Here is a 22,972-nt window from a genome sequence, read left to right on the forward strand (position 1 = left end):
TCCATGTCATTCCCGGCAATGCTGCGGGAATCTGCCGATTGTAGCTTCTGCCTCCAGCGGCCGTGCTATCAGATTGAAAGCAAAAACCAAACCCAGCTCTTGTGGGAGCGGCGTAAGCCGCGAAGCCAGGAAGCCAGAGGAACCACACTTTCCGGAGCTGTCGCTATTTCCCGCAGCTTCGCGGCTTACGCCGCTCCCACAAGTCAGCTTCGCTTTTGTTTTATCGCAAGCACTCTCAAAGCAGCACGCTTCGCCGCACCGCTACTGCAACTGCACAGGCATGAGCCGCCGGCTAGCCAACCAGAACACCAGCGCAACGCCACAGGTAGCAGCACCCAACACACAGACGCCGCTCCACCCTGCGCGCGCATAGATAGCCGTGGTGGCAATCGCCCCCAACCCGCTGCCTGCTGCATAGAACAGCATGTAAAGCCCGACCAGCCGACTGTGCGCTTCAGGCCGCTCGCGAAGGATCATGCTCTGGTTGCTCACGTGCAGCGCCTGCCCACCAAGGTCCAGCAACACAATGCCGAACGCCAGCGCCCACAACGACACCGGCATCAACGACAACGGCCACCACGCCAACAACAGCACCAGCAGCGCCATCGCCGTGACGGTCTGGCCACGCCCCTTGTCCACCCAGCGACCCGCACCGGCAGCGCCCAGTGCGCCAATCACGCCCACCAGACCGAATGCGCCAATCACCGTGTGCGAGTAGCCATAGGGCGGCGCACTCAACGGCAGCACCAGCGCGCTCCAGAAGATATTGAACGCAGCAAACATCAGCAACGCCAGCATTCCCCGGATCTGCAGCACCCGCTCCTCTCGCAGCAGACGCGCCATGGAGCCGATCAGCTGCAGGTAGCCCAGCGCCGCCGGTGCCGCAGGCAGTCGAGGAAGTTTGCGATGAAGCAGGCCCGCCAGTAGCAGCATTGCCAGCGCGGAAACGACATAGACGCTACGCCAACCGCCCAGGTCGGCAACGCCGCCGGCGACCACCCGCGCCATCAACAGACCAATGAACACGCCGGCCTGCGCGGCGCCGACCACCCGCCCTCGTTCGTTGTCGCCAGCGGCACTGGCAGCGTAGGCGATCAGACCCTGCGTCATCGCCGTGCCGAGCAAGCCAATCGCCAACATGCCCAGCAATAGCAGCCACGGCGATCGCGCCCAGGCCACCCACAGCAGCGCGACCACCAAGCCCAGTAGCTGGACCAGCATCAGGCGGCGGCGTTCCATCCTGTCGCCCAAGGGCACGAGCAGCAGCAAGGCCAAGGCGCTGCCGATCTGGGTTGCGGTCACCACGCTGCCAACCGCCGCCAGACTGATGCCCAGCGATGCAGCAAGCAGGTCCAGCAAGGGCTGCGCGTAATACACATTGGCAACGCACAGCCCGCTGGCGATGGCGAACAGCCATACCAGACCGGCAGGCAGCGCCTGACCTACCCGACTCACAGCTGCCTCGGGGCATTCCAAAGCACTTTCCAAAGGCAGGTTCATGGCACACCTGAATCCAGTTGCATATCGCAACCAGATGCATGCTAGCGAACTGTGGTTTTAAAATGCAACTACAATGGATTCAGCCACAGGAGTCGCCATGTCCCGCCGCAGCCTCGAATCCGACTCACCCTGCCCGGTAGCCCGCAGCCTCGACCTTGTTGGCGACCGCTGGTCACTGCTTATCCTGCGCGATGCCTTCGATGGCGTCCGCCGCTTCGGCGACTTCCAGCGCGGCCTGGGCGTGGCCCGCAACATTCTCACCGACCGCCTGCGCAAACTCGTGGATGCGGACATCCTGCAGCTGCATGCCGCATCGGACGGCACGGCGTATCAGGAATACGTACTCACCCCGAAGGGCGAGAGCCTGTTCCCCCTCCTCGTCGCCCTGCGCCAATGGGGCGAGCAGCACCTGTACCAACGCGGCGAGCGGCATTCGCAACTGCTCGATAACCGCACCGGCAAGCCGGTTCCGTTGATGCGGCTGCAGGGTTCGGATGGGGCGTTGCTGGGAGCGGGGGATACGCGGGTTCGCAAGCTGAAGTGATGCCGCAGATGTGGCTTGAGCTGCGTGCTGCGGAACATCCAAAACCCGACTCTGACCCCGGTTTTCTTTCAGCTGCCAAAGCGTTGGGCGTAGCGGCTGACTACGTCGATATTCTGCTGCGCTACGGTCTGAATCTCCGGCGCAATCTCCGATTCCGCTACCCGCCGCCAGAACTGCTCAGCCAGTTCTGCGGCCCAGGCAATGAATGGCGCTTGCCCGGCCCTGCTGGGCGCATTGATGTTTACCGGTATGAGTGCGCGAATATTCCCGGTTTGCGCGGATGGCGCCATATACATCGGCAGCATGTCGTATGCAGGACACAAGGGTAGCGGGCCATCGTCGATCAGATGGAAACCGATGTTGCCAAGATGCATGTCGGTATTGCCGATCAACCGGCCGAACCAATGCAGCCGGGCCAGGTTCTCGGCGGTGCCCCGAGTGATCAATCGCTCATCAACGCGCTGCTCGCCGGCCAGCCCCCAGTCGCGCGGCCCCTCACCGATGAATGCTGCATCCAGCGCCAATAGCGAAACGAAACCGCGCCTGCCCAATACGTCCACAGTGCGATCAAACCGCTCCACTTCAAGGAACACATGTTCCTCGCTGCGCAGAAGCTGTGTGCGGGAAGCCGGGAAGCCGGCCTCGCGCAGCGTGGATAAGGCCAGATGCTCGCAGACGAGCAGATCCGCCCAACGCGCGCCCAACGGGTTCAACGACGGCAGCGCGAACTTGACCAAGGCAGCGTAGCGACCAGTAGTAGTAACAACAGTCGCGGTGAACTTGGGCTGCTCGCCTCCTGGAGACGAACCAACTTCCTCGCCATCCAGGGCTTCCTTTGCGCGTATAGCGTAGTCGTCGTGCCGGCTGGCTACGTCCACGCGATCCAGTGGCGCATCCACATCCAGCAACGCACGGTCGATGGCAGCCTGTCCCAACAACAAATCGCCGACACTGGTGCCGCCATGCAGGATGCCGAGCAGGTTGTCGCGCGACTGCCAGCTCTTCAAGTCTTCGGGCACACCCAATGCCCGTCCCAATCGATGCGCCATGGAACGACCGAGGAAACCCTGCGGACGCACATCATCCAGAAACCAGGGCAGCCCCGGAAAGTAGCCCGTCGGGCCATCTACTGCGCGCATCAGGTTCGGACGATCACCCGAGGGTTCAAAAAGGAAGCTGTCTCCACGCAGCGCGTGCAGGGTGCCCAGCTCTTCCATGTTCGCTTCCGCGTCCATCCGGTAAAGCGGCCACATGTTGGGCCGGACCAGCGCAGTGGCTACGTAGGCCGTGGCGCGCGCCTTACCAACCCGGCGCACCTGATCACCGGCCTCCGTGACCAACCGCGACAGGACCGGACGGGAGACGGCCAGCTTCTCGACCAACTCGCCGGCCGGCACCGGATCGCCGCTTTGAAGCAGATCAAGCAGTTGGAGGACGCTAGCTGAGGGAGGACGGGCCATGATCAGAGCTCGTTTCTTTACGATTCAAGAAACGATACTTCATGGCGACCACTGCTGCAATACACTGATCTATATGAATATTTACAACCTCTCCAGCACTAACATCGGTTCATTTCTTTACGATTTTTTATCGATATTGCGCTCTCTCTATGCAGCGGGGCCAGTTGGTTCTGGAAGCCCAAGACCCCTCAACGATCAAGGGCCAGAGCGGAAACCCCACTCTGACCCCGATTCCCCCTTCTTGATGTCCTGCCACAGCCTTGGATAGTCATCCGTGTTGGCGTCCATCTGGATCACCGCATGCAGATGTTCCGGCAGCACAACAGCGGCCAACACCAGGTGCGGAACACGCCGCGCGGCGTTGCGCCAAGCCTGCTTCAACGCATCGATCTCGCGCACCAGCAGATCACTACGCCGGTCCTGCAAGGTAACGGTGAAGAAGTAGGTGCCGCCGGCAACACGATTACGTCGATAGTTGACCATCGCCCCAGCGTAGCCGCATCACCGGACAACGCCCGCCCCGCGATCCGTAAGCAAACTACCCGCCGAGCCCCAGCAATCCGTAGCCCGGGAAAGCGCAGCGCACCCGGGATCGCACGATGCCCAGCATTGCATCGAATCCTGCAGCGAGAGCACATGTTTTCTTGGTATCGAGAGGAAACAGCAACAGCGAAAAAAAAAGCCGAACGCTAGCTCGACTTCTTTGCCCCTGCAGTCCCGGGTGCGCTGCGCTTACCCGGGCTACGTCACTTCTGGTTATTGAACGAGAATTTAGCGCCACTAGCCGCTAGTTTTTTCGATTCCTTGGACGTCAGATGCAGGTGCCGCGTACCTGTTCCAACCGATCCAGTTGATTCAAGAATGCCAAGGCCAGGTAACGAACGAGGGCCAGAGCGGAAATCCGACTCTGACCCCTGTTTTCCCCTTACCCGGGCTACGTTGCTGCCCCCGGTTTTTGTAGTCCGACACGCGGACTACGTCACCGGCAGCAATTCAAAGGGCCCGAGCGGAAACCCGACTCTGCCCCCTGTTTTCACCTGTTTTCAACGCTACTTAGAACAACAAATAGGCTTCACTGTCCGCAATCGTCGCTCGGACATAGCATCCGATTCACGGGATGACATACAAACCCCAGAATCGCAGACACGCTCCCCTTTGCACTCAGTATCCAGAGAACACTGTCTAATTAAACGTGCAAACTCGAGCGATCCAACATCCTCCCGAGGCTTCCTAAAACCCCAAAAAAGCAGAAAAATGCAAAATCCAAAAAAAGCAATGATAGGTAATTCCACCTTACCGTCAGACATTCTTCGCCTCCGGCTGCACGGCTTTCCCCCATTTCAACCTTGCCTTCGACAGAACCTCCCGAGCTTCATGCGCTATATCTGAAACTCCCGCCCCGTGCTTAGCCCCCTCGATTAAATCCATAGCTTTTTCGTATTCCACCACCCCCCGACCACCTGATTTTTCAGTAGCGAGCTGAGAAATACAACCCTTCGCAATTTCCATTGCGGACCTAAGATTATCTTTGTCTGAGCCTTCAAAATACCGAATAGCTGCCTTGGCGGAGCTTAGAAGAGCACCCCCATATTGCCCTGACTTTCTCAAATGAAGAGCTTGAACATGAAATATTCCAGCATCCGAAAGCTTGAACTGTTGCTGAGCCTCACTCCTGAACTTCTCCAATTCATCTCTCGTGCTATCAATCACCCCCGCCAGAGCAACGTCCTGTTCCCTTTTAAGATTTTCAAGCAAAACCAAAAGCTGCCTGGAGACCTCCACCGAGATACTCTCTTTAATGGCATCAAACTCTTTTCTCGCTTGCCTAGCTTGAAAGTAAGATATTCCGACCGGAACGATCACACCCACAACACCGAAAACTATACCTACTACAACAAGCGCTTGATCAAAAGCGCTCGAGTAATAGCTATGAACTTTCTCGAGTAAAAACACAGATTCAGCGACCCGATTCACACCCACACCTCCCCCCCAAAAAAAGCCCGGCTTCCGCCGGGCTTTATCTCACTTCGAATAATCTAAATCAACCGCACTTGCTATACCCACAATTCAAGCAAGTCTGGCAGCCGTCCATGATCACCAGCGCCTTGGTGCTGCACTTGTGGCACATGGTGGCGCTGGCCGGGAAGCTGCCGTTGTCGGCGGCTTCGGGGGCCACAGCAACATCAAGAGCTGCCCCTCCCTGGCCCTCCCCTTCGCTTTGCGAAAGGGAGGGGGCGAGCGCGGCGCTTTTCGCCGGCGCTGCGTTTACTTCACTGTTTTTTTTTGAGCGTTCTTCGAACTGCTTGCGCTTTTCGGCGATCAGGGCGCGCTGGTGGGCGCTCATTTCCGGATCCTGCAGCAGGCCGATCGACTTCATATGGTCTTCGACGATGGAGCCCAGCTCGGCCACCAGCGACGGCATGTACACGCCGCCGGCCTTGAAGTAACCGCCCTTCGGGTCGAACACGGCCTTCATTTCGTCAACGATGAAGGTGACGTCGCCGCCCTTGCGGAATACGGCGGACATGATGCGGGTCAGCGCCACGATCCACTGGAAGTGCTCCATCGACTTGGAGTTGATGAAGATCTCGAACGGACGGCGCAGTTCGTGCTCGGTGCCCTGGTTGAGCACGATGTCGTTGATGGTCACGTAGAAGGCGTGCTCCACCAGCGGCGATTTGATCTTGTAGGTGCTGCCGATCAGCACTTCCGGGCGCTCGATGCGCTCGTGCATGTGCACGATGTTGTCGGCCGGGGACTCGTCCAGGGCCACTGCCACCGGGGCCTTGGCCGCTGCTGCTTCACGGGCCTTGTCGTCCGGGGTGATGACGGAATAGCCCTTGATTTTTTTGTCGATCTTGACGGCCATGGTGCGAGTCCTGGTTATGCGTTGCTATACGGATTGGCAGCAACCCCGTCCCGGGGGACGGGGTGCGCGGTGCGGCTTACTTGCGGGTCGCCTTCTTGGCGGCCTTCTTCACTGCGGTAGCCTTTTTGGCAACCGCCTTCTTTGCGGTAGCGGCCTTCTTGGCCACGGTCTTCTTGGCCACGGCAACCTTCTTGGCAGCGGTCTTCTTGCTGACGGCTACTTTCCTGGCGACCTTCTTTTCAGTGGCCTTCACCGTCTTCTTGACGGCGGCGACCTTCTTGGCAGCCTTCTTTTCGACCTTCTTCACTGCCTTCTTGGCAGCGGTGGTCTTCTTGACGACGGCCTTGGCAATCTTCTTCTCGGTGGCCTTCACCGACTTCTTGGCGGCAGCAGCCTTCTTGCCGACGGCCTTGGCGACCTTCTTCTCGGCAGCCTTCACCGTCTTCTTGGCCGAGGCGACCTTGCTGGCGGCCTTCTTCTCGACCTTGGCGATGGCCTTCTTGGTGGCCGCACGCTTGCCGGCACCCTTCTTCTTCAGCTCGGTGGCTTCAGCCTGGGCGTTGGCCTTGGCGGCCTCCAGCTTCTGGCGCACCGAGGCGACCTTCTTCTTTACTTCCTTCTTGGCGGCGGCCGCTTTCTTGGCGACGACCTTTTCGGCCTTCTTGACGGCCTTTTCAGCCTTCTTCACTGCCTTCTTGACCTTGGCCACCTGCTTCTTGGCGCCGGCCTCGACCTTGTGTGCACCGGTCTTGACGGCGGCCACGGCATCGCTGGCGGTCACGGCCAGGGTCTCGCCGACGTTGGCTGCGGTTTCTTTCACGTTCTCGGCAACCTGGGTTACGGTCGCGGTCACACCATTACCATTGCTCATATAGCCCTCCTCAGGGCATCGGGTCTTTTAACGTTGGCGATGCTATATCGAAGCCGATGCAACGTGAAACAAACGCGCAACAACCCGGTGGCGGTGAGACCACCGTCATGCCCTCCCAGCGCGCGGCCGGGAGGGCGATGAAGGCACTCAGAACTTGCCGTAGTAGCCTTCCTTGAGGGCGTCGAACAGGTTGGCGGCGGTGTGCATCTCGCCGTCGTACTCGATCTGTTCGTTGCCCTTGACCTCCACCACCTGGCCGTCTTCCAGCTCGAAGCGGTAGGTGGTGTTCTCCAGGTCCGCTTCCTTGACCAGCACGCCCTGGAAGGCGGCCGGGTTGAAGCGGAAGGTGGTGCAGCCCTTCAGGCCCTGCTCGTGGGCGTAGCGGTAGATGTCCTTGAACTGCTCGTACGGGTAATCGGTCGGTACGTTGGCGGTCTTGGAGATGGAACTATCCACCCACTTCTGCGCGGCGGCCTGCACGTCCACGTGTTCCTTGGGCGAGATGTCGTCGGCGCTGATGAAGTACTCCGGCAGCTGGGCGTCGGCCTCGTCGGAGAACGGCATGGCCTTGGCGTTGACCAGCTGGCGGTAGGCCAGCAGCTCGAACGAGAACACGTCCACCTTTTCCTTGGACTTCTTGCCTTCGCGGATCACGTTGCGGCTGTAGTGGTGCGCGAACGAGGGCTCGATGCCATTGGAGGCGTTGTTGGCCAGCGACAGGCTGATGGTGCCGGTCGGGGCGATGGAGCTGTGGTGGGTGAAGCGCGAACCGACCGTGGCCAGTTCTTCCACCAGCTCCGGGGCCACCGTGGCCACGCGCTGCATGTAGCGGCTGTAGCGGGCGTGCAGCACCTTGCCTGCGATCTTCTGACCGACCTTCCAGCCGTCCTTCTTCATTTCCGGGCGCTGGCGCAGCATGGCGGCGGTGACCGGGAACTGTTCTTCCATGATCGGGGCAGCGCCCTTCTCACGGGCCAGTTCCAGGCCGGTTTCCCAGCCGGCCACGGCCATGTCACGGGCGATGGCTTCGGTGAACTCGCAGGACTCGGTGCTGCCGTACTTCATCTTCAGCATGGTCATGGTGCTGCCCAGGCCGAGGAAACCCATGCCGTGGCGGCGCTTGCGCATGATCTCGTTGCGCTGCTGTTCCAGCGGCAGGCCGTTCACTTCGACCACGTTGTCGAGCATGCGGGTGAACACGCGCACTACTTCCTTGTACTCGTCCCAGTCGAACGAGGCCTTGTCGGTGAACGGGTCGCGCACGAACTTGGTCAGGTTCACCGAGCCCAGCAGGCAGGCGCCGTAGGGCGGCAGCGGCTGCTCGCCGCAGGGGTTGGTGGCGCGGATGTTCTCGCACCACCAGTTGTTGTTCATCTCGTTGACGCGGTCGATCAGGATGAAACCCGGCTCGGCGTAGTCATAGGTGGAGACCATGATCATGTCCCACAGGTGACGGGCACGGATGTGGCCGTACACCTTGCAGGCCACCAGGCCGTCGTCGCGGACGATGTAGTTTTCGTGGGTCGGCCATTCGCGCCAGACCACGTCGGTGGCGTTCTGGTCGACTTCGGCCTGTTCCTTGGTGTTGATCGGGAACACCAGCTGCCAGTCGGCGTCGTTGTTGACCGCGTCCATGAAGCCGTCGGTGATCAGCAGCGACAGGTTGAACTGGCGCAGGCGGCCGTCCTCGCGCTTGGCGCGGATGAAGTCCTTCACGTCCGGGTGCGACACATCGAAGGTGCCCATCTGCGCGCCACGACGGCCGCCGGCCGAGGACACGGTGAAGCACATCTTGTCGTAGATATCCATGAAGGACATCGGCCCGGAGGTGTAGGCGCCGGCGCCGGCGACGAAGGCACCGCGCGGACGCAGGGTGCTGAACTCGTAGCCGATGCCGCAGCCGGCCTTCAGGGTAAGGCCCGCTTCGTGGACCTTCTCCAGGATGCCGTCCATCGAGTCGGTGATGGTGCCCGACACGGTGCAGTTGATGGTGCTGGTGGCCGGCTTGTGCTGCTGCGCGCCGGCATTGGAGGTGATGCGGCCAGCCGGGATCGCGCCACGGCGCAGGGCCCAGGCGAAACGCTCATACCAGTAGGCACGCTTGTCGTCGGTCGCCTCGGCATCCGCCAGGGCGCGGGCCACGCGCAGGTAGGTGCCGTCGATATCGGCGTCCAGCGCTTCGCCCGCCTTGGTCGTGAGGCGGTACTTCTTTTCCCAGATGTCCTGCGAGGCAGGTTGCAGAGGGATCATGTCCGACTTGGTTTGATTGCTGACCACTTCCAGACGCACCGTACTCATGATTGTGGAAACTCTCCTGGGGCACCTTGCGGTGCGATTTTTCTTTTCCCAAACAGGCCAGGCTGCAAAGACAACGACGCGCAGGCGCGTACTTACGCGCCTGTCGGCGGGATGAGGGGATTCCGGGAACTACCGGTTTTCTGCATCACTGTCGCGGTCATTGCACGCCTTCCGTTGGGGTGCTTGCACCCCGAGCACTAAACCCTACTGCTTGGGGACGCTTTTCACATCAACCCAACATCTAGTGGGTGATGACCGGACCAAGCTTACCCACCCACGGGGTGATGTCAAACGAAAAATCTACCGCCGGACTATTGCAATCCGTGCAGGGCTTGGGCCTCTTGGGATTGCGGCGATGCAGAGGTTTCATTGCCGATTTAACCGCCCCCCGCCACACTCGCGTTCAGCAACCCGCCCCACCCCGGCGCCGCCCTCGGGCGCCCCCGCATGGAACCCCCGGCAATGCGACCCATCCCGACCCTGCTGACCCTGGCCCTGGCCGCCGCCTTCGGTGGCTTTACCGCCACCGCCATCAATGCCCACCTGGACAACCGCGCCGACGCCGCCTCGCTGGGCACGGTGTTGCCGACCACCGCCGCGCTGCCGGCCGCCGTCGCCGGGCAGGCGGTGCCGTCACTGGCGCCGATGCTGGAACAGGCCATGCCGGCCGTGGTCAGCGTCAATACCAAGCAGGTGGTGCGGGTACGCAACCCCTACTTCGACGATCCGTTCTTCCGCCGCCTGTTCCCGCAGATACCGCAGGAACGCATCAACGAGTCGCTGGGCTCGGGCGTGATCATCGATGCAGCGCGCGGCTATGTGCTGACCAACCACCATGTGGTCGAGAATGCCGACGACGTACAGGTCACCCTGGCCGACGGGCGTACGGTCAAGGCCGAGTTCCTCGGTTCGGACCGCGACACCGACATCGCCCTGATCCGCATTCCGGCCGAAAAGCTCACCGCGCTGCCGCTGGGCAACAGCGACCAGCTGCGCGTCGGCGACTTCGTGGTGGCGATCGGCAACCCGTTCGGCTTCAGCCAGACTGTCACCTCCGGCATCGTCTCGGCAGTGGGCCGCAGCGGCATCCGCGGGTTGGGCTACCAGAACTTCATCCAGACCGATGCCTCGATCAACCCGGGCAACTCCGGTGGCGCACTGGTCAACCTCAACGGCCAGCTGGTCGGCATCAATACCGCCAGCTACAACCCGCAGGGCAGCATGGCCGGCAACATCGGCCTGGGCCTGGCCATTCCGTCCAACCTCGCCCGCGACGTGGTCGAGCAGCTGATCACCAAGGGTGTGGTGGTGCGCGGCACGCTGGGCGTGGAAACCCAGAACCTGACCCCGCAGATCGCCCAGGGCCTGGGCCTGGAAGAAGCCCGCGGCGCGCTGGTGACACGCGTGCTGGCCGGCTCCGGTGCAGCAGCGGCCGGGGTCAAGGCTGGCGACGTGGTCACCGCGATCAATGGCCAGCGCGTGGACAGCGCGCAGGCCCTGCACAACTTCGAAGGCCTCTCCACGGTCGGCCGCACGGTTGATCTGGAAGTGCGCCGCGACGGCAAGCCATTGCAGCTCAAGGCCACCTTGAAGGAACAACCGCGCGCCGTGGCCGGCGACACGCTGGACCCGCGCCTGAGCGGTGCCACCTTCGCCGACCTGCCCGAATCACTGCGCCAGGCCGGCATCAACGGCGTGCTGGTCAGCGAAGTGGCGCGTGGCAGCCGCGCCGCGCAATCGGGCCTGGCCGGTGGCGATGTGATTCTTGCAGCCACCAGCGGCGCCTTCACCGACCTCGCCGGCTGGCGCGCAAGCTTCGGCCAACGCCCGCCACAGCTGGTGCTCAGCATCCTGCGCGGTGGCAGCCAGCGTGGCCAATTGATGATGCGATGATGCCCAGGTGAGCATCTTGTGCTGTCGGCGTAACGTTGTTTACACCCGGCAGCTGCTATTTGTTGAGTTCTGTTGCAACCGCGCGCCATCCGGCGCACCCGCTGAAACCAGGAGATCACGATGAGCCCCACCAATACCGAGAACATGAAGGAACACCTGGGCGAGGCTGGCGCACACCTGAAGTCCGCCGCTTCCGCCGCTGGCTCGGCCGTCAAGGGCGCTGCCGGCGCCGCCGGCGACGAACTGCGTCTGGGCAAGGCCAACATGAAGGCCGAATTGTCCGACAGCGCGCTATCCGGCCTGGCCGCTGCAGAACTTGGCGGTGCCGCTGCCAAGGAACAGGTCGATGCCTTGATGGACAAGGGCAAGGACCTGATCGACAGCGCCGCCGACCTCATCCGCGAGCGTCCGCTGGCCTCGTTCGGCGTGGCCTTCGCCGCTGGCTGGATCATTGCCAAGCTCGCCCGCAGCAACGACTGATCGGCGTGAGCGATAACGCAACACCGCCCACTGGCGACGATTCCACCCCGGGCCAGGCGCCCGGGCTGGAAGAAAGCATCCGCCAGGTTGGTGCCGCCGGCCGGCAGACGCTGGACTCGGCTTCCAACACGCTGCGCTCCCTGCGCCGGCTGGCTTCGGCCGACCTGGCCCTGGCGCGCAGCGCGTTTGGTCGCTCATTGGCATGGAGCGGCGTGGCCATCGTGTTCGGCGCCTCGGCGTGGCTGCTGTTGGCGGCCACGGCGGTGGCGATGCTGCAATACATGGGCCTGTCGCTGTTCGTCTCGCTGCTGATCCCCACCCTCACCAGCCTGGCCGTCACCGGCTACGCGATATGGCGGGTGTCGTACTTCTTCCACCACACCGGCATGCACGCCACCCGCCGCCAGTTGTCGCGGCTGGGTCTGTTCGACGAACCAAGTGGCGAAGACCCCGATGCCGAAGTGAAGATCCCCGGGGAGCACACACCGTGAATTTCGAAGCCCTGCAACGCCGCGTGCGTCGCGCCGAAGCCGTGGTGCAGGTACGTGGCGAGGAAGCCACCCAGCACTGGGACCGGCTCAACCAGACCTGGCGCAGTGCATGGACGCCCGGCCGCATCGTGGTTGTCGGTCTGGCTGGCGGCTTCCTGGCCGGCAAGCTGGAACCCGGCGGTGCCTTCAGCGGCAGCCGCTGGCTGCAGATGATCGGCTCGGTGTCCGGGCTGGTGGCTTCGGCCCAGGCCTCGGTGGCCTCGTTTGCCGCCGCCGCAGCTGGCATGGCCGCCAGCCAGGCGGCCGGTGCCGCCGACGATGCGGATCAGGCCGCAGCCGATGCCGAACAGGCTGCTGCACCTGCGGCAACCTCCGCGCAGGCAACGGCCCGGTCCCCGGACGCCTCCAATCCTGTGCCGCCGCGCGCCGCCGAAGCCGCCACGGAACTGTCAGAATCCTGAGCCGGGCGCGGCACCGCGCCGCGCCTTATCGTCCGGAGCATCGCCCGCATGTCCGAGCCGTTGCCTGAAGCTGCCGCTGCGGCGGCCGAACCTACGCCCCTGCCGCCGCGCCCGCGCGCACCAGCGGCGCTGGTGGTGCTGGCCACCCTGGCCGTTGGTTACACGCTGTGGGCCGCGCAGGAAGTCATCCTGCCGGTGCTGCTGGCGATGTTCTTCGCGCTGATCGGCAACCCCATCATCCGCCTGCTGCAGAAACTGCACCTGCCGCGTTTCCTCGGCGCGCTGCTGGTGCTGTCGGCCGGCTTGGCCGGCGCGGCCGTGCTGACCGTGCAGCTGGCCGGCCCGGCCACCGAATGGGTGCAGGAAGCGCCGCAGCAGATGCGGCAGATCTCGCGCAAGGTGCAGGACTTCGTCAAACCTGTACAGCAGGCCAACCTGGCGGCGGAGAGCTTCGCCCGCGCTGCCGGTGGCGAAGGCAACCGCAAGGTGCAGGTGATCCGCACTCAACTCGACGATCCCTACAAGGCACTGGTGCGCACGCCCAAGCTGGCCGCATCGGCGCTGGCGGTGGTGCTGCTGACCCTGTTCTTCATGATCTACGGCGAAAACCTGCAGCGGCACGTGATCGCGCTGCTGCCCAATCGCCAGCAGAAGCGCTTCACCGCCGAGATACTGCGCTCGATCGAGCGCGAGATATCCCGCTATGTACTGACCATCACCCTCATCAACGTTGGCCTGGGCCTGATCCTGTCCGGTGTGCTGATGCTGCTCGGCATCGCCCTGCCCGAAGCACTGCTATGGGGCACGGTGGCCGCGCTGCTGAATTTCGCACCGTATGTGGGGCCGCTGATCGGCATCGTGCTGATGCTGCTGATGGGCTTCGTCGAATTCCGCGATCCACTGACCGCCCTGCTGCCGGCGCTGGCCTATCTGGGCCTGCACACACTGGAAGGGCAATTGATCACGCCTATCGTGCTCGGCCGCAGCATGGCGATCTCGCCGCTGATGCTGATCCTGGCACTGATGTTGTTCGGCTGGCTGTGGGGCATGATCGGCCTGCTGCTGGCGGTGCCGCTGCTGGTCTGCGTGAAACTGGTGCTGAGTCGCGTCGACGGCATGCAAGGCTGGGCAAAGCTATTGGAGTAGCGTCGCTATTGTGGGAGCGGCGTAAGCCGCGAAGCTGACAATGCTGAAGCAACCAGCGCCTCTGCCAACTGATGATGTCCGTAGCAACGTAGCCCGGGTAAGCGCAGCGCACCCGGGGCCATTTGCAGACAACGTCAGACATCAGCGCGCGCCCACTTCCCGGGTGCGCTGCGCTTACCCGGGCTACGCCGCTGCAGCAATCCGGGGCCATGCCAACTGATGATCTGCCGGCTTCGCGGCTCACGCCGCTCCCACAAGCAAAATCGGGCAGCCTCGGCCCTACAGGCCCGGCTCATGGGCTTGGCGTAAAATGGCCGGATGAATTTCCCCGTACTCGCCATCACCCTCGATCTGGACGACACCCTGTGGCCGTTCGCTCCCATCGGTGCCCGCATCGACCAGGTGCTGCATGACTGGATGCTGGAACACAGCCCGGCCACCGCCCGCATGTACCCGGTCGCGGCCATGCGTGAACTGCGCGAACGCTCGTTCCGCGACAACCCGCATCTGCACTACGACCTCAGCGCGCTGCGCCGGCTGACCCTGGCCGAGGCGCTGGAAAAGAGCGGGGCCAGCATGGACCTGCTCGATCCGGCCTACGAAACGTTCTATGCCGCGCGCAACCAGGTCGAGTTCTATCCCGATGCGCTGGCCGCGCTGCGCCGTATCGCCGCACGCGTGCCGGTGGCTGCAGTGAGCAACGGCAATGCCGACCTGCAGCGCATTGGCATCGGCGAGTTGTTCGCCTTCCAGCTGGGCTCGCGCGAATTCGGTGCGGCCAAGCCGGACCCGGGCATCTTCCATGCCGCTTGCGAACGCCTTGGCGTTGAGCACGCGCAGGTACTGCACGTCGGCGATCACGCCGAAATGGACGTAGCCGGTGCGATGCGCGCCGGCCTGCGTGGTTGCTGGATCAACCGCGAAGAACATTCATGGACCCACACCGAGCTGCAGCCTGACCTGCAGTTCGACACCCTGACCGGACTGGCCGACTGGCTGGATGGCAACGCCTCCAACCCGCAGCGCTAAGCCCACGGCCGCCAGCAGACGCAAGAGAACACCATGACCCCGATTACCGCTTACACCACCGATTCCACCAACGCCCTGCCGCTGTACGTGCTGGACCGCGACGGCTTCGCCGCGTGGAAGGCACAGCAGCCGGCCGCCGTGCAGGCCTGGGCGGCAGCGCAGCAGTTCAACGCCGCCCCCAACAGCGTGCTGCTGTTGCCCGGCGACAACGGCATTGCCGGCGCTGTGCTCGGCGTTGGCGACCATGCCGATGCCTACGCCTATGCACATGCACCGTTCGCGCTGCCGGCCGGCACCATCTGGCAGGTCGCCAATGAACTGGATGCCAGCAGCAACGCCAACCTGCAGATCGGCTGGGGCCTGGGCAGCTACCGCTTCGACCGCTACCGCAAGCTCGCCCGCCCGGCCGCGCAGCTGCTGGCAAGCCCGGCCGCTGACGTTCTCGACGTGGTGACCGCCTGCCTGCGCGTGCGCGACTGGGTCAACACGCCGACCGAAGACATGGGCCCGCAGCAGTTGGAAGACGCCGCGCGCGAGCTGGCCGACGCCCACGGTGGCGAGCTGGAAGTGATTGCCGGCGACGAGCTGCTGGAAATGAATTTCCCCACCATCCACGCCGTTGGCCGCGCCTCGCATCGCGCGCCGCGCCTGATCGTGCTGCGCTGGGGCAACGCGGGTGCGCCGCATCTGGCGCTGGTCGGCAAGGGTGTGTGCTTCGACACCGGCGGTCTCGACCTGAAGCCGGCCGACGGCATGCGCAACATGAAGAAGGACATGGGCGGTGCCGCCCACGCCATCGCCCTGGCGGGCCTGGTGATGGCGCAGCAGCTGCCGGTGCAGCTGACCTTGGTGGTGGCTGCGGTGGAAAATGCCGTCGGCCCGGATGCCTTCCGTCCCGGCGAAGTGATCACCACCCGCAAGGGCATCACCGTGGAAATCGACAACACCGACGCCGAAGGCCGCCTGGTGCTGTGCGACGCGCTGACCTACGTCAGCGAGCAGAACCCGGACACCATCCTCGATTTCGCCACCCTCACCGGTGCCGCACGCATCGCACTGGGCCCGGACCTGCCGGCCTTGTTCGCCAATGACGACACCCTGGCCAACCAGTGGCTGCAGGCCGGCGACAGCACCCGCGACCCGGTCTGGCGCATGCCCTTGTGGCGTCCCTACCTGCGCTACCTCAACAGCGGCATCGCCGACCTGGCCAACGCCGGCTCGCGCATGGCCGGCTCGGTCACCGCCGCGCTGTATCTGGAGCGTTTCATCAACGAAGGCCAGGTGTGGGCGCATCTGGACGTCTACGCCTGGAACGACGGCGAACGCCCGGGCCGCCCGGCCGGCGGTGAAGCGCTGGCGCTGCGCTCGGCCTGGGCCATGCTGAAGACGCGTTACGGCGCATAAAGCGTCCCTGTAGTGCCGAGCCATGCTCGGCATTGGGGCACTACCGGTAACGCTTCAACCGTAGTGCCGAGCCATGCTCGGCATTGGGGCTCTATCGGTGAAGCCTCTGCCGAGCATGGCTCGGCACTACAGACGGCAAGAGCACCCCTCCCCAACCCTCTCCCCTTGCCTGCGGCAAAGGGAGGGAGCAATGCATCAAGCCTTCAGCGCCGCCAGCGACTCGGCCTGCAGCCGCTCATAGATCGCGAACTCGTCACTGACCGGCATACCCAATGCCTGCTCGAAAGCATCACGGTTCGCACGCGCTGCATAGGCCCGCTGTTCGCCACCACCAAGATTCGACTGGAAAATACCCGCCGCACTCACCGGCAGGAAATCCTCATAGATGATCGGATCAGCGCTGGCCAGGCCGCGCTCGATCAACACCTCCGCCGGCAAGGCACGGGTTTCCTGGTCCGCGGCAAGGCCCGCATCGGTCAGGCTGTAGCGGTAATAACCCAGGCCTTCGCGGCGCAGCGTTGCATGGTCATCCGGGAACGCGGTGAACGCGCCCTGCAGGCGCTGCATGTAGTCGCCACCGGCGCTGCCTTCGCCGCCGCGCGCCTGCGCAAGCAGGGCGTCATACAGATCACGGCCCTTTGGCGTCAGCGCCAGGCCGCGCTGTTCGATCTCACCGAAGCGCGCGGTATGGGTGCCGGCTTCGTTGTCGGCGCCCGAGGGGAAATGCACCATTTCCTCCAGCGCCTTGAAGCTGGTCTGGCGCAGCAGGATGGCGCAATCGCGGCGCGGCGGGCCTTCGATCACGGCCTTTGCCGCCAGACCACGCTCGTGCATTGCCGCCTGTGCGGCATCGATGTCCAGCGTGCGCGGGGTGAGGTGGTTGATATGCGGGCCACGGAAACTGACCACGTCGGCAACCAGACGGTGCGCGCCATGCAGGGCGTGATAGGTCTCCAGCGAGACGGTGGCTTCGTTGTGCCAGCGGAAGGTCTCCAGCGACTCGACGACGAAGCGCCAGGCATCGTCTTCGCTCAAACCACCGTCGCGCTCGCACTGTTCAATCAGCTGCAATGCGCCGGGGGTGAAGATGTTGCGGCGGGCGAGGATCTCGGCGGCCTGCTCGCGCAGCGCGGCGTCCTCGATCAACTCCAGCCGCAGCAGCGAGGTGAACACACGGAACGGGTTGCGGTTCAAGGACTCGCCGTCCACCGGCCGGAACGCAGTGGAGTGCACCGGCACGCCGGCCACCGACAGATCGTAATACCCCACCGGCTGCATGCCCATGACCGCGAACAGGCGGCCAAGCGTGGCCAGCTCCTGCGCGGTGCCGACGCGGATTGCACCATGGCGTTCCACGTCCAGGCGCTCGCGTTCACCACTGCGCTGCATCTGCGCGGCCAGCTCCGGCTGCGCGGCCAGGACGTCGGCGTTGATCGCGCCAACCAGTTCCACCAGCGTGCCGTACAACGGCACTTCGGTGCGGTACATATGCGACATCGCCTGCGAGAACAGGCTGCGGATGTGATCGGGCGAAACGAAACGGTCGGCGGTCATGACAAAGCGCTTTGACGCGAAATCGAAGGAACGCCATTTTCGCCCGGAATCGCCCCCTGCGCCTATCTGCAGGGCAGCAAATACCGCCGCGGTTTACTCCCCGGTGCTCTTGCGCGCCGCCGCCTCGCGCTGGGCGCGGTCGCCGAGCTGGCGCTGCAGCAGCGGATCCAGCGCTATCGGCCGGTCCCAGTGGTCGAAACTGGCGACGATGGCGTGGCGCAGGGCCCGCCAGCGCAGGTTGTCCGGGGCCGGCTGCAGGCCAGCCAACACCTCTTTCCAGCTGGCCTCGGGCTGCTGTGCGCGGGCCTTCACCGCAGTACGGCAGTTGCTGCCATTGAGCTTGCCCCAGAAGCAGGCCAGATAGACATCGCCGGGCTTCCAGCCATGGTCCTGCAGCAAGGCCTGCACATAGCCCGGGCGGGCACTGGCATAACGCGCCAGCTCATCGACGAAGGCCTCCGGGTAGCGCGCGGCATAGGCGTTGATATCGGCCAGCTGCTTGTCCACCCAGACATCACCGGTGGCCGGCGCGTAGACCTCGGCCACCGCTGCCGTTGCCGGCTGTTGTGCCAACAACGGCAAGGGCAGCACGGCAGCTGCCAGCAGACCCAGTCGCAGCAGCAACGCTGGCCGACGCAGGTGGTGCCGGGAGCCTGCCGCGCTCACCTCAGTTGCCCTGTGCCGCTGCAGCCTGCGCGGCGACCGCACGCACGGCTTCCGGCCACTGGTGGGCGGTGTCGGCATGATGCAGGCGCGGCTCTTCCGCGGAGACACCGTGCTCGGCCTCGTGTGCCCAGGTCATTGCGTACGGGGTATGGATGCCCCAGCCGCCCAGACCCAGCACCGGCTCGATATCCGAGCGCAGCGAATTGCCGATCATCACGAAACGCTCGGCCGGCATGTTGAACTCGGCCAATACCTTGGCGTAGGTCGACTGGTCCTTCTCGGAGATGATCTCGATGCGCGGGAACAGGTCCAGCAGGCCGGAACGCTCGATCTTCTGCTCCTGGTGGAACAGATCGCCCTTGGTGATCAGCACCACCGGGTATTCGGCAGCGATGGCAGCCACGGCTTCGCGGACGCCATCGATGACATCGACCGGATGCTCCAGCGTGCGCCGGCCGATCTCGACGATCTGGCGCAGGTCATGCGCGGAGATCTTCTCGTCGGTGAGCTCGATGGCGGCTTCCAGCATCGACAGGGTCATGCCCTTGGCACCGTAGCCGAACACGGCCAGGTTACGCCGCTGCACCTTGAGCAGATGCTGGGCGGTACCGGCGTCGTGCAGGTCGATGTAGTTGCTGAGGATCAGGCCAAACTCGTGCTCGGCCTTCTGGTAGTAGTCTTCGCTCTTCCAGAGCGTGTCATCGCCGTCGAAGCCGACCAGGCCGATGGCGGAGGGGGAGGTCTGCGTGTTCATGCCGCACAGGATAGCAATCTGCCTTGAAGTGAATAGGGGATTGCGTCTGGAAGGCGGAGGTTGGCTGGCTGGAATGGCAGCTCAAGCAAAGTGCAACGGCAAGAGCACCCCTCCCCGGCCCTCCCCTGCGCTGCGTGCAAGGGAGGGAGCGGACCGCGCAAACTGCTGGTGCACCGCGCAATGCCGCTTCTACCCCCTCCCTTGCGCAAAGCGCAGGGGAGGGTTGGGGAGGGGTGCTCTTCGAGCCCTACCCGGTTACCAATTACTTCTTATGCGCGGCCGCATAAGCGCGGTACTCCTCCGGTGTCAGCTTGCCATCCTTGTTGCCATCGGCTTCGTCGAACACCTGCGCCAGGCCGGCGTTGGCCTGCGACTCTGTCTTGGTGATGGCACCATCGCCATCGGCATCCACGTCGGCCCAGCTCTGCCCACCGCCGGCGGCTGCCGATGCCTTGGCGGCGCTGCTCGATGCACTGGCAGCAGCGTTCTGCGCCTGTTCTGCCGAATCCTGCGCCTGTGCAGCCTGTGCCTGCGCGGCGGCGGCCTGATCCTGTGCATCCTGCGCCATGGCCGGCAATGCGAGCGCGGAACCTACGATGGCAACCAGGGCGAACAGCGGAGTGCGATTACGTACGGTCATCAGGTCTTCCTCGTGTGTTGGCTAAAGCGCGGAAACTCCGCACGCCTCCACCCTGACAAGCAGCGACTGAATCGCTTGCACCCTGCAAAACCGCGAAGAACATCCTGTTAACCACTTTCGCTCAAACAGCGGTTACCGCCCTCGTTAGTCGTGCATGAAGCGAACGTAAGCCCGGGATTAGAGCGTTCCAGCCATCGCGCCTATGGCACGATCATGGCCACTCAATGCTCATGCGTAGTACCAGTCAAGGGTTGCCGCGAACTGAACAACACCCAACCCAGGCCGACGCCAAACGCTACCCCGATCAGTTCCAGCAGCACGCGCGTACCCAACTGGTCCGGATCATGGATCGAAGCCAGGGCCAATTTGGCGTACAGCGGTGACTGCAGGTTCACCATACCCAGCGAGAAAAGCTTCCAGCCATCGACACCTGCGGCGATGGCCGCTGCCATCAGGCTTGCGTAAGCGATGGCGTGACCGTTACGCAATCCCGTACGGCGGCACACCTGCCACCACAGCGCGAACACCACGAAGCCAACGGCCAGGGCAATCAAGCCCGCCTCCAGCGAGCCCAGCAGTCCGTAATGCAGAACCAGATTCATCGGTGCGGTGCGGTCCATTCGGGGAACCGCAGTCTACCCGCCCCTGCGCCGCTCAACGCACCGGGAAGTCATAGGCCGTGGTCGGCGTGGGCTCGGGCTTGAAGGTGTAATGCCACCATTCCATTGGATAGTTGGCAAAACCCTGCGCCTGCATCGCATCCAGCAGCAGCTGCCGGTTCTGCTTCTGCAACGCGCTGATATCGGGATTGGCGGTATGCGCCAGCACATCGAAGCGATCGAAGCCGGTGCCCATGTCCAAGGCGGTGCAAGGCATGCTGCGGCAATCCAGCACGCCCAGGTCCACCGTCGCCGCCCGGCTATGGCCCGAGGTTTCGGCGATGTAGCCGTCGAGCAGGCGGCTCTTGTCGATATTCGGGTAATAGCGCTGCTTGGCGATCTGATCCTTGCCATCGTGCACCCAGGCGACAAAGGACGTCACCGCGTGCACCGGCCGGTAGCAGTCAAACACCTGCAATCGATAGCCCTGCGCACGCAGCCCGCGCTGCACCCGCGCCAAGGCCTGCGCTGCCGGCTGCAGCAGATAACAGCGCGGTGCTTCATAGCCGGGGACGACGCGACCGGTGAAGTTGTCGGTGCCGGCATAGCGGATGTCCAGGGCGATGTCCGGGGCCAGCGCGGTGACATCGACGATGCCTGCCTGTGCCGGCGTCTTTGCCGCTGATACCTGCACGTGCTGGGCAGGTGCGGTGAGCGGCAACAGTGCCAGCAGCAACGGCAGCGATTTAGTGGCAATCGCCATGGCGTTGGAATTCCAGATCGGGGTAGTCATAGCTGAAGTCGATATCCGGGTCGATGGCGCGCAGGTGCAGCAGCGGGTGTTGTGCGTCGCCGGAAAAGTCCAGCCAGGCGTCGGCATCTTCGCCCAACCCCTGCCAGGCCACATACCAACGCTCACCGGCGCGCATCACCTGCCCGCTCATGCGCGGTGATTTGAGCGAGGCGAACTGCAGCTTGCCATCACGCGGGCACAAGGACACCTCGCCGAACCACGGATCTCGCCAGACGCCAGCCTTGCTGCCGAACTCGGCCGGCGTGGCCGGGCGTGCATCCGGCAATGCAGGGCGCACATGCCCTGCAGAACGGCGCTGCGCGGCAGCATCGTCAATCAACCTGGCGTAATGCAGCACGTCATTGTCCGCGGCCGGTGCGGTGTAATGCTTGAGCATGGCCTGCATCAGCGCCGTGCGTGCGTCTTCGCCCTCACCGTTGATCAGGATCACCACGCCGGTCTTGAGATCCGGCAGCAAGGCCAGCGAGGAATACATGCCGGACAAGGTGCCGGTATGCGCGACCTTCCACTGCCCATCCATATCCGACAGACGCCAGCCATAGCCATAGGCGTAGAAGTGCATGTTGTCCCAGTCGCGCAGGCGTTGGCTGATCGGCATCGGCATATGCGCCGTCCATAACGCACGCCGCTGGCCTGCATCCAGCCAGCCCGGCGCCTGCGCCGGGTCCAGCAGCACCTGCATCCAACGCAGCATGTCGTTGAGGCTGCAGCGGATTCCGCCGGCAGCCATCGACGGAAAGTCGGTGACCTCAGCCGGGTCGCGCTCGGCGGCGACGTTACCCTTGCCATCACGATGATGTGGCTGGGCGATATTGCCGAGCGCCGCGGGTGACCAGGCGCCAACCTGGCAACGCTGCATGCCCAGCGGCTGGAAGATCTCCTCGCGCACCAGCTGCGCGTAAGGTTTGCCGCCTGCGGCAGCGGCGACTTCGCCGGCCACCACATACATGAGGTTGTCGTAGGCATACGCGCTACGGAAGCTGCCGGTCGGCTTCAGATGCGCCAAGCCGGCAATGATGTCCTGGCGATCAAAGTTGTTCGGTTCGGGCCACAGCATCAGGTCGCCTGCGCCCAGGCCGAGGCCGCTGTTGTGGATCAGCAGATCGCGCACCTGCATGTTGCGCGTCACCCATGGGTCCTGCATGCGGAACTGCGGCAGGTACCTGGTGACCGGATCATCCCAACGCAGCTTGCCGGCCTGCACCAAACGCGCGAGCACCGCTGCGGTCATCGCTTTGGTGTTGGAGGCGATCTTGAACAGGCTGTCGTCGTTGATCGCTGCGCCCTCGCCCACGGCCAGCTCACCGCGGGTGATACGCCGCACCACCTTGCCGTCCTCGATCACGCCCACCGCAATGCCGGGCAGCTTATAGCGCTGCATCGCCTGGTCAACCAGGGCATCCATCCGCACAGGGTCGACGTCCGCTGCCAGCAGAGGATTAGCCAGCAGCATGGCAGTAGCGGCCAACAACAGTTTCAGTCGCATCGTCATCGTTCTC

The 22,972-nt window shown here is 63.7% G+C and carries 22 protein-coding genes; 8 read left to right on the forward strand and 14 right to left on the reverse strand.

Annotated features, from left to right (window positions below; translation table 11 throughout):
• Positions 1-261 precede the first annotated feature (261 nt).
• Entirely contained in the window at positions 262-1,455 is a 1,194-nt protein-coding gene (locus RT131_RS05590; RefSeq protein WP_313171009.1) for an MFS transporter, read from the reverse strand.
• A gap of 142 nt (positions 1,456-1,597) precedes the next feature.
• Here RT131_RS05590 and RT131_RS05595 point away from each other — a divergent pair, with 142 nt between their 5' ends.
• A complete protein-coding gene (locus tag RT131_RS05595; protein WP_313171011.1) occupies positions 1,598-2,044 on the forward strand; it encodes a helix-turn-helix domain-containing protein in 447 nt (148 codons plus the stop codon).
• A 68-nt stretch (positions 2,045-2,112) separates the two neighbouring features.
• Here RT131_RS05595 and yjjJ read toward each other — a convergent pair whose 3' ends face one another.
• From yjjJ to RT131_RS05625, 6 genes are all read right to left on the reverse strand, one after another.
• Positions 2,113-3,504, reverse strand: coding sequence for a type II toxin-antitoxin system HipA family toxin YjjJ (gene yjjJ / locus RT131_RS05600; RefSeq protein ID WP_313171013.1), 1,392 nt, complete (start codon positions 3,502-3,504; stop codon positions 2,113-2,115).
• 195 nt (positions 3,505-3,699) lie between these two features.
• Entirely contained in the window at positions 3,700-3,987 is a 288-nt protein-coding gene (locus tag RT131_RS05605; RefSeq protein WP_313171014.1) for a hypothetical protein, read from the reverse strand.
• A gap of 816 nt (positions 3,988-4,803) precedes the next feature.
• Complete coding sequence (locus RT131_RS05610) at positions 4,804-5,478, reverse strand: hypothetical protein (protein ID WP_313171016.1); 675 nt, start codon at positions 5,476-5,478, stop codon at positions 4,804-4,806.
• 67 nt (positions 5,479-5,545) lie between these two features.
• Positions 5,546-6,373, reverse strand: a complete 828-nt coding sequence (locus tag RT131_RS05615; RefSeq protein ID WP_313171018.1) for an NrdJb — start codon at positions 6,371-6,373, stop codon at positions 5,546-5,548.
• A 76-nt stretch (positions 6,374-6,449) separates the two neighbouring features.
• Positions 6,450-7,244 carry a hypothetical protein gene (locus tag RT131_RS05620; protein WP_313171020.1) on the reverse strand — a complete coding sequence of 265 codons (795 nt, stop codon included), beginning with the start codon at positions 7,242-7,244 and terminating at the stop codon, positions 6,450-6,452.
• 147 nt (positions 7,245-7,391) lie between these two features.
• The gene (locus RT131_RS05625) at positions 7,392-9,542 is read right to left on the reverse strand and encodes an adenosylcobalamin-dependent ribonucleoside-diphosphate reductase (RefSeq protein ID WP_313171022.1); all 2,151 of its coding nucleotides are present in this window, start codon (positions 9,540-9,542) and stop codon (positions 7,392-7,394) included.
• Positions 9,543-10,004: 462 nt separating this feature from the next.
• On the opposite strand from RT131_RS05625, the gene RT131_RS05630 reads away from it, so the two are divergent.
• The 7 genes from RT131_RS05630 (at position 10,005) to RT131_RS05660 (ending at position 16,446) form a co-directional block, all read left to right on the forward strand.
• Positions 10,005-11,435, forward strand: coding sequence for a Do family serine endopeptidase (locus RT131_RS05630; protein WP_313171024.1), 1,431 nt, complete (start codon positions 10,005-10,007; stop codon positions 11,433-11,435).
• Between the two features lie 120 nt (positions 11,436-11,555).
• The gene (locus RT131_RS05635) at positions 11,556-11,915 is read left to right on the forward strand and encodes a hypothetical protein (protein WP_296246876.1); all 360 of its coding nucleotides are present in this window, start codon (positions 11,556-11,558) and stop codon (positions 11,913-11,915) included.
• 5 nt (positions 11,916-11,920) lie between these two features.
• On the forward strand, positions 11,921-12,406 hold the full coding sequence (locus tag RT131_RS05640; RefSeq protein WP_313171028.1) for a phage holin family protein: 486 nt from the start codon (positions 11,921-11,923) through the stop codon (positions 12,404-12,406).
• Entirely contained in the window at positions 12,403-12,867 is a 465-nt protein-coding gene (locus tag RT131_RS05645) for a protein sip-5 (protein ID WP_313171030.1), read from the forward strand. Before RT131_RS05640 ends, RT131_RS05645 begins: the two co-directional genes overlap by 4 nt.
• A 48-nt stretch (positions 12,868-12,915) precedes the next feature.
• The gene (locus RT131_RS05650) at positions 12,916-14,013 is read left to right on the forward strand and encodes an AI-2E family transporter (RefSeq protein ID WP_313171032.1); all 1,098 of its coding nucleotides are present in this window, start codon (positions 12,916-12,918) and stop codon (positions 14,011-14,013) included.
• Positions 14,014-14,331: 318 nt separating this feature from the next.
• Positions 14,332-15,042, forward strand: coding sequence for an HAD-IA family hydrolase (locus RT131_RS05655; RefSeq protein ID WP_313171033.1), 711 nt, complete (start codon positions 14,332-14,334; stop codon positions 15,040-15,042).
• Between the two features lie 33 nt (positions 15,043-15,075).
• Positions 15,076-16,446, forward strand: coding sequence for a leucyl aminopeptidase family protein (locus RT131_RS05660; protein ID WP_313171035.1), 1,371 nt, complete (start codon positions 15,076-15,078; stop codon positions 16,444-16,446).
• A 195-nt stretch (positions 16,447-16,641) separates the two neighbouring features.
• Here the strand turns inward: RT131_RS05660 and RT131_RS05665 are convergent, their stop codons facing one another.
• The 7 genes from RT131_RS05665 to RT131_RS05695 all read right to left on the reverse strand — a co-directional run bounded on the left by RT131_RS05665 (position 16,642) and on the right by RT131_RS05695 (position 22,959).
• Positions 16,642-18,000, reverse strand: coding sequence for a VOC family protein (locus tag RT131_RS05665; protein WP_313171037.1), 1,359 nt, complete (start codon positions 17,998-18,000; stop codon positions 16,642-16,644).
• A 93-nt stretch (positions 18,001-18,093) separates the two neighbouring features.
• A complete protein-coding gene (locus RT131_RS05670; protein ID WP_313171039.1) occupies positions 18,094-18,624 on the reverse strand; it encodes a hypothetical protein in 531 nt (176 codons plus the stop codon).
• 43 nt (positions 18,625-18,667) lie between these two features.
• Positions 18,668-19,420 (reverse strand): HAD family hydrolase, encoded by a 753-nt coding sequence (locus RT131_RS05675; protein WP_313171041.1) that lies wholly within the window; start codon positions 19,418-19,420, stop codon positions 18,668-18,670.
• A gap of 262 nt (positions 19,421-19,682) precedes the next feature.
• Positions 19,683-20,060 carry an EF-hand domain-containing protein gene (locus tag RT131_RS05680; RefSeq protein WP_313171043.1) on the reverse strand — a complete coding sequence of 126 codons (378 nt, stop codon included), beginning with the start codon at positions 20,058-20,060 and terminating at the stop codon, positions 19,683-19,685.
• 221 nt (positions 20,061-20,281) lie between these two features.
• Positions 20,282-20,662 carry a hypothetical protein gene (locus RT131_RS05685; RefSeq protein WP_313171045.1) on the reverse strand — a complete coding sequence of 127 codons (381 nt, stop codon included), beginning with the start codon at positions 20,660-20,662 and terminating at the stop codon, positions 20,282-20,284.
• A gap of 52 nt (positions 20,663-20,714) precedes the next feature.
• Complete coding sequence (locus tag RT131_RS05690; protein WP_313171047.1) at positions 20,715-21,452, reverse strand: M15 family metallopeptidase; 738 nt, start codon at positions 21,450-21,452, stop codon at positions 20,715-20,717.
• Complete coding sequence (locus RT131_RS05695; RefSeq protein ID WP_313171049.1) at positions 21,406-22,959, reverse strand: serine hydrolase domain-containing protein; 1,554 nt, start codon at positions 22,957-22,959, stop codon at positions 21,406-21,408. The genes RT131_RS05690 and RT131_RS05695 overlap by 47 nt, the downstream gene beginning before the upstream one ends.
• Positions 22,960-22,972: the final 13 nt, after the last annotated feature.

Source organism: Stenotrophomonas sp., from assembly GCF_032066555.1.
GTDB lineage: Bacteria > Pseudomonadota > Gammaproteobacteria > Xanthomonadales > Xanthomonadaceae > Stenotrophomonas.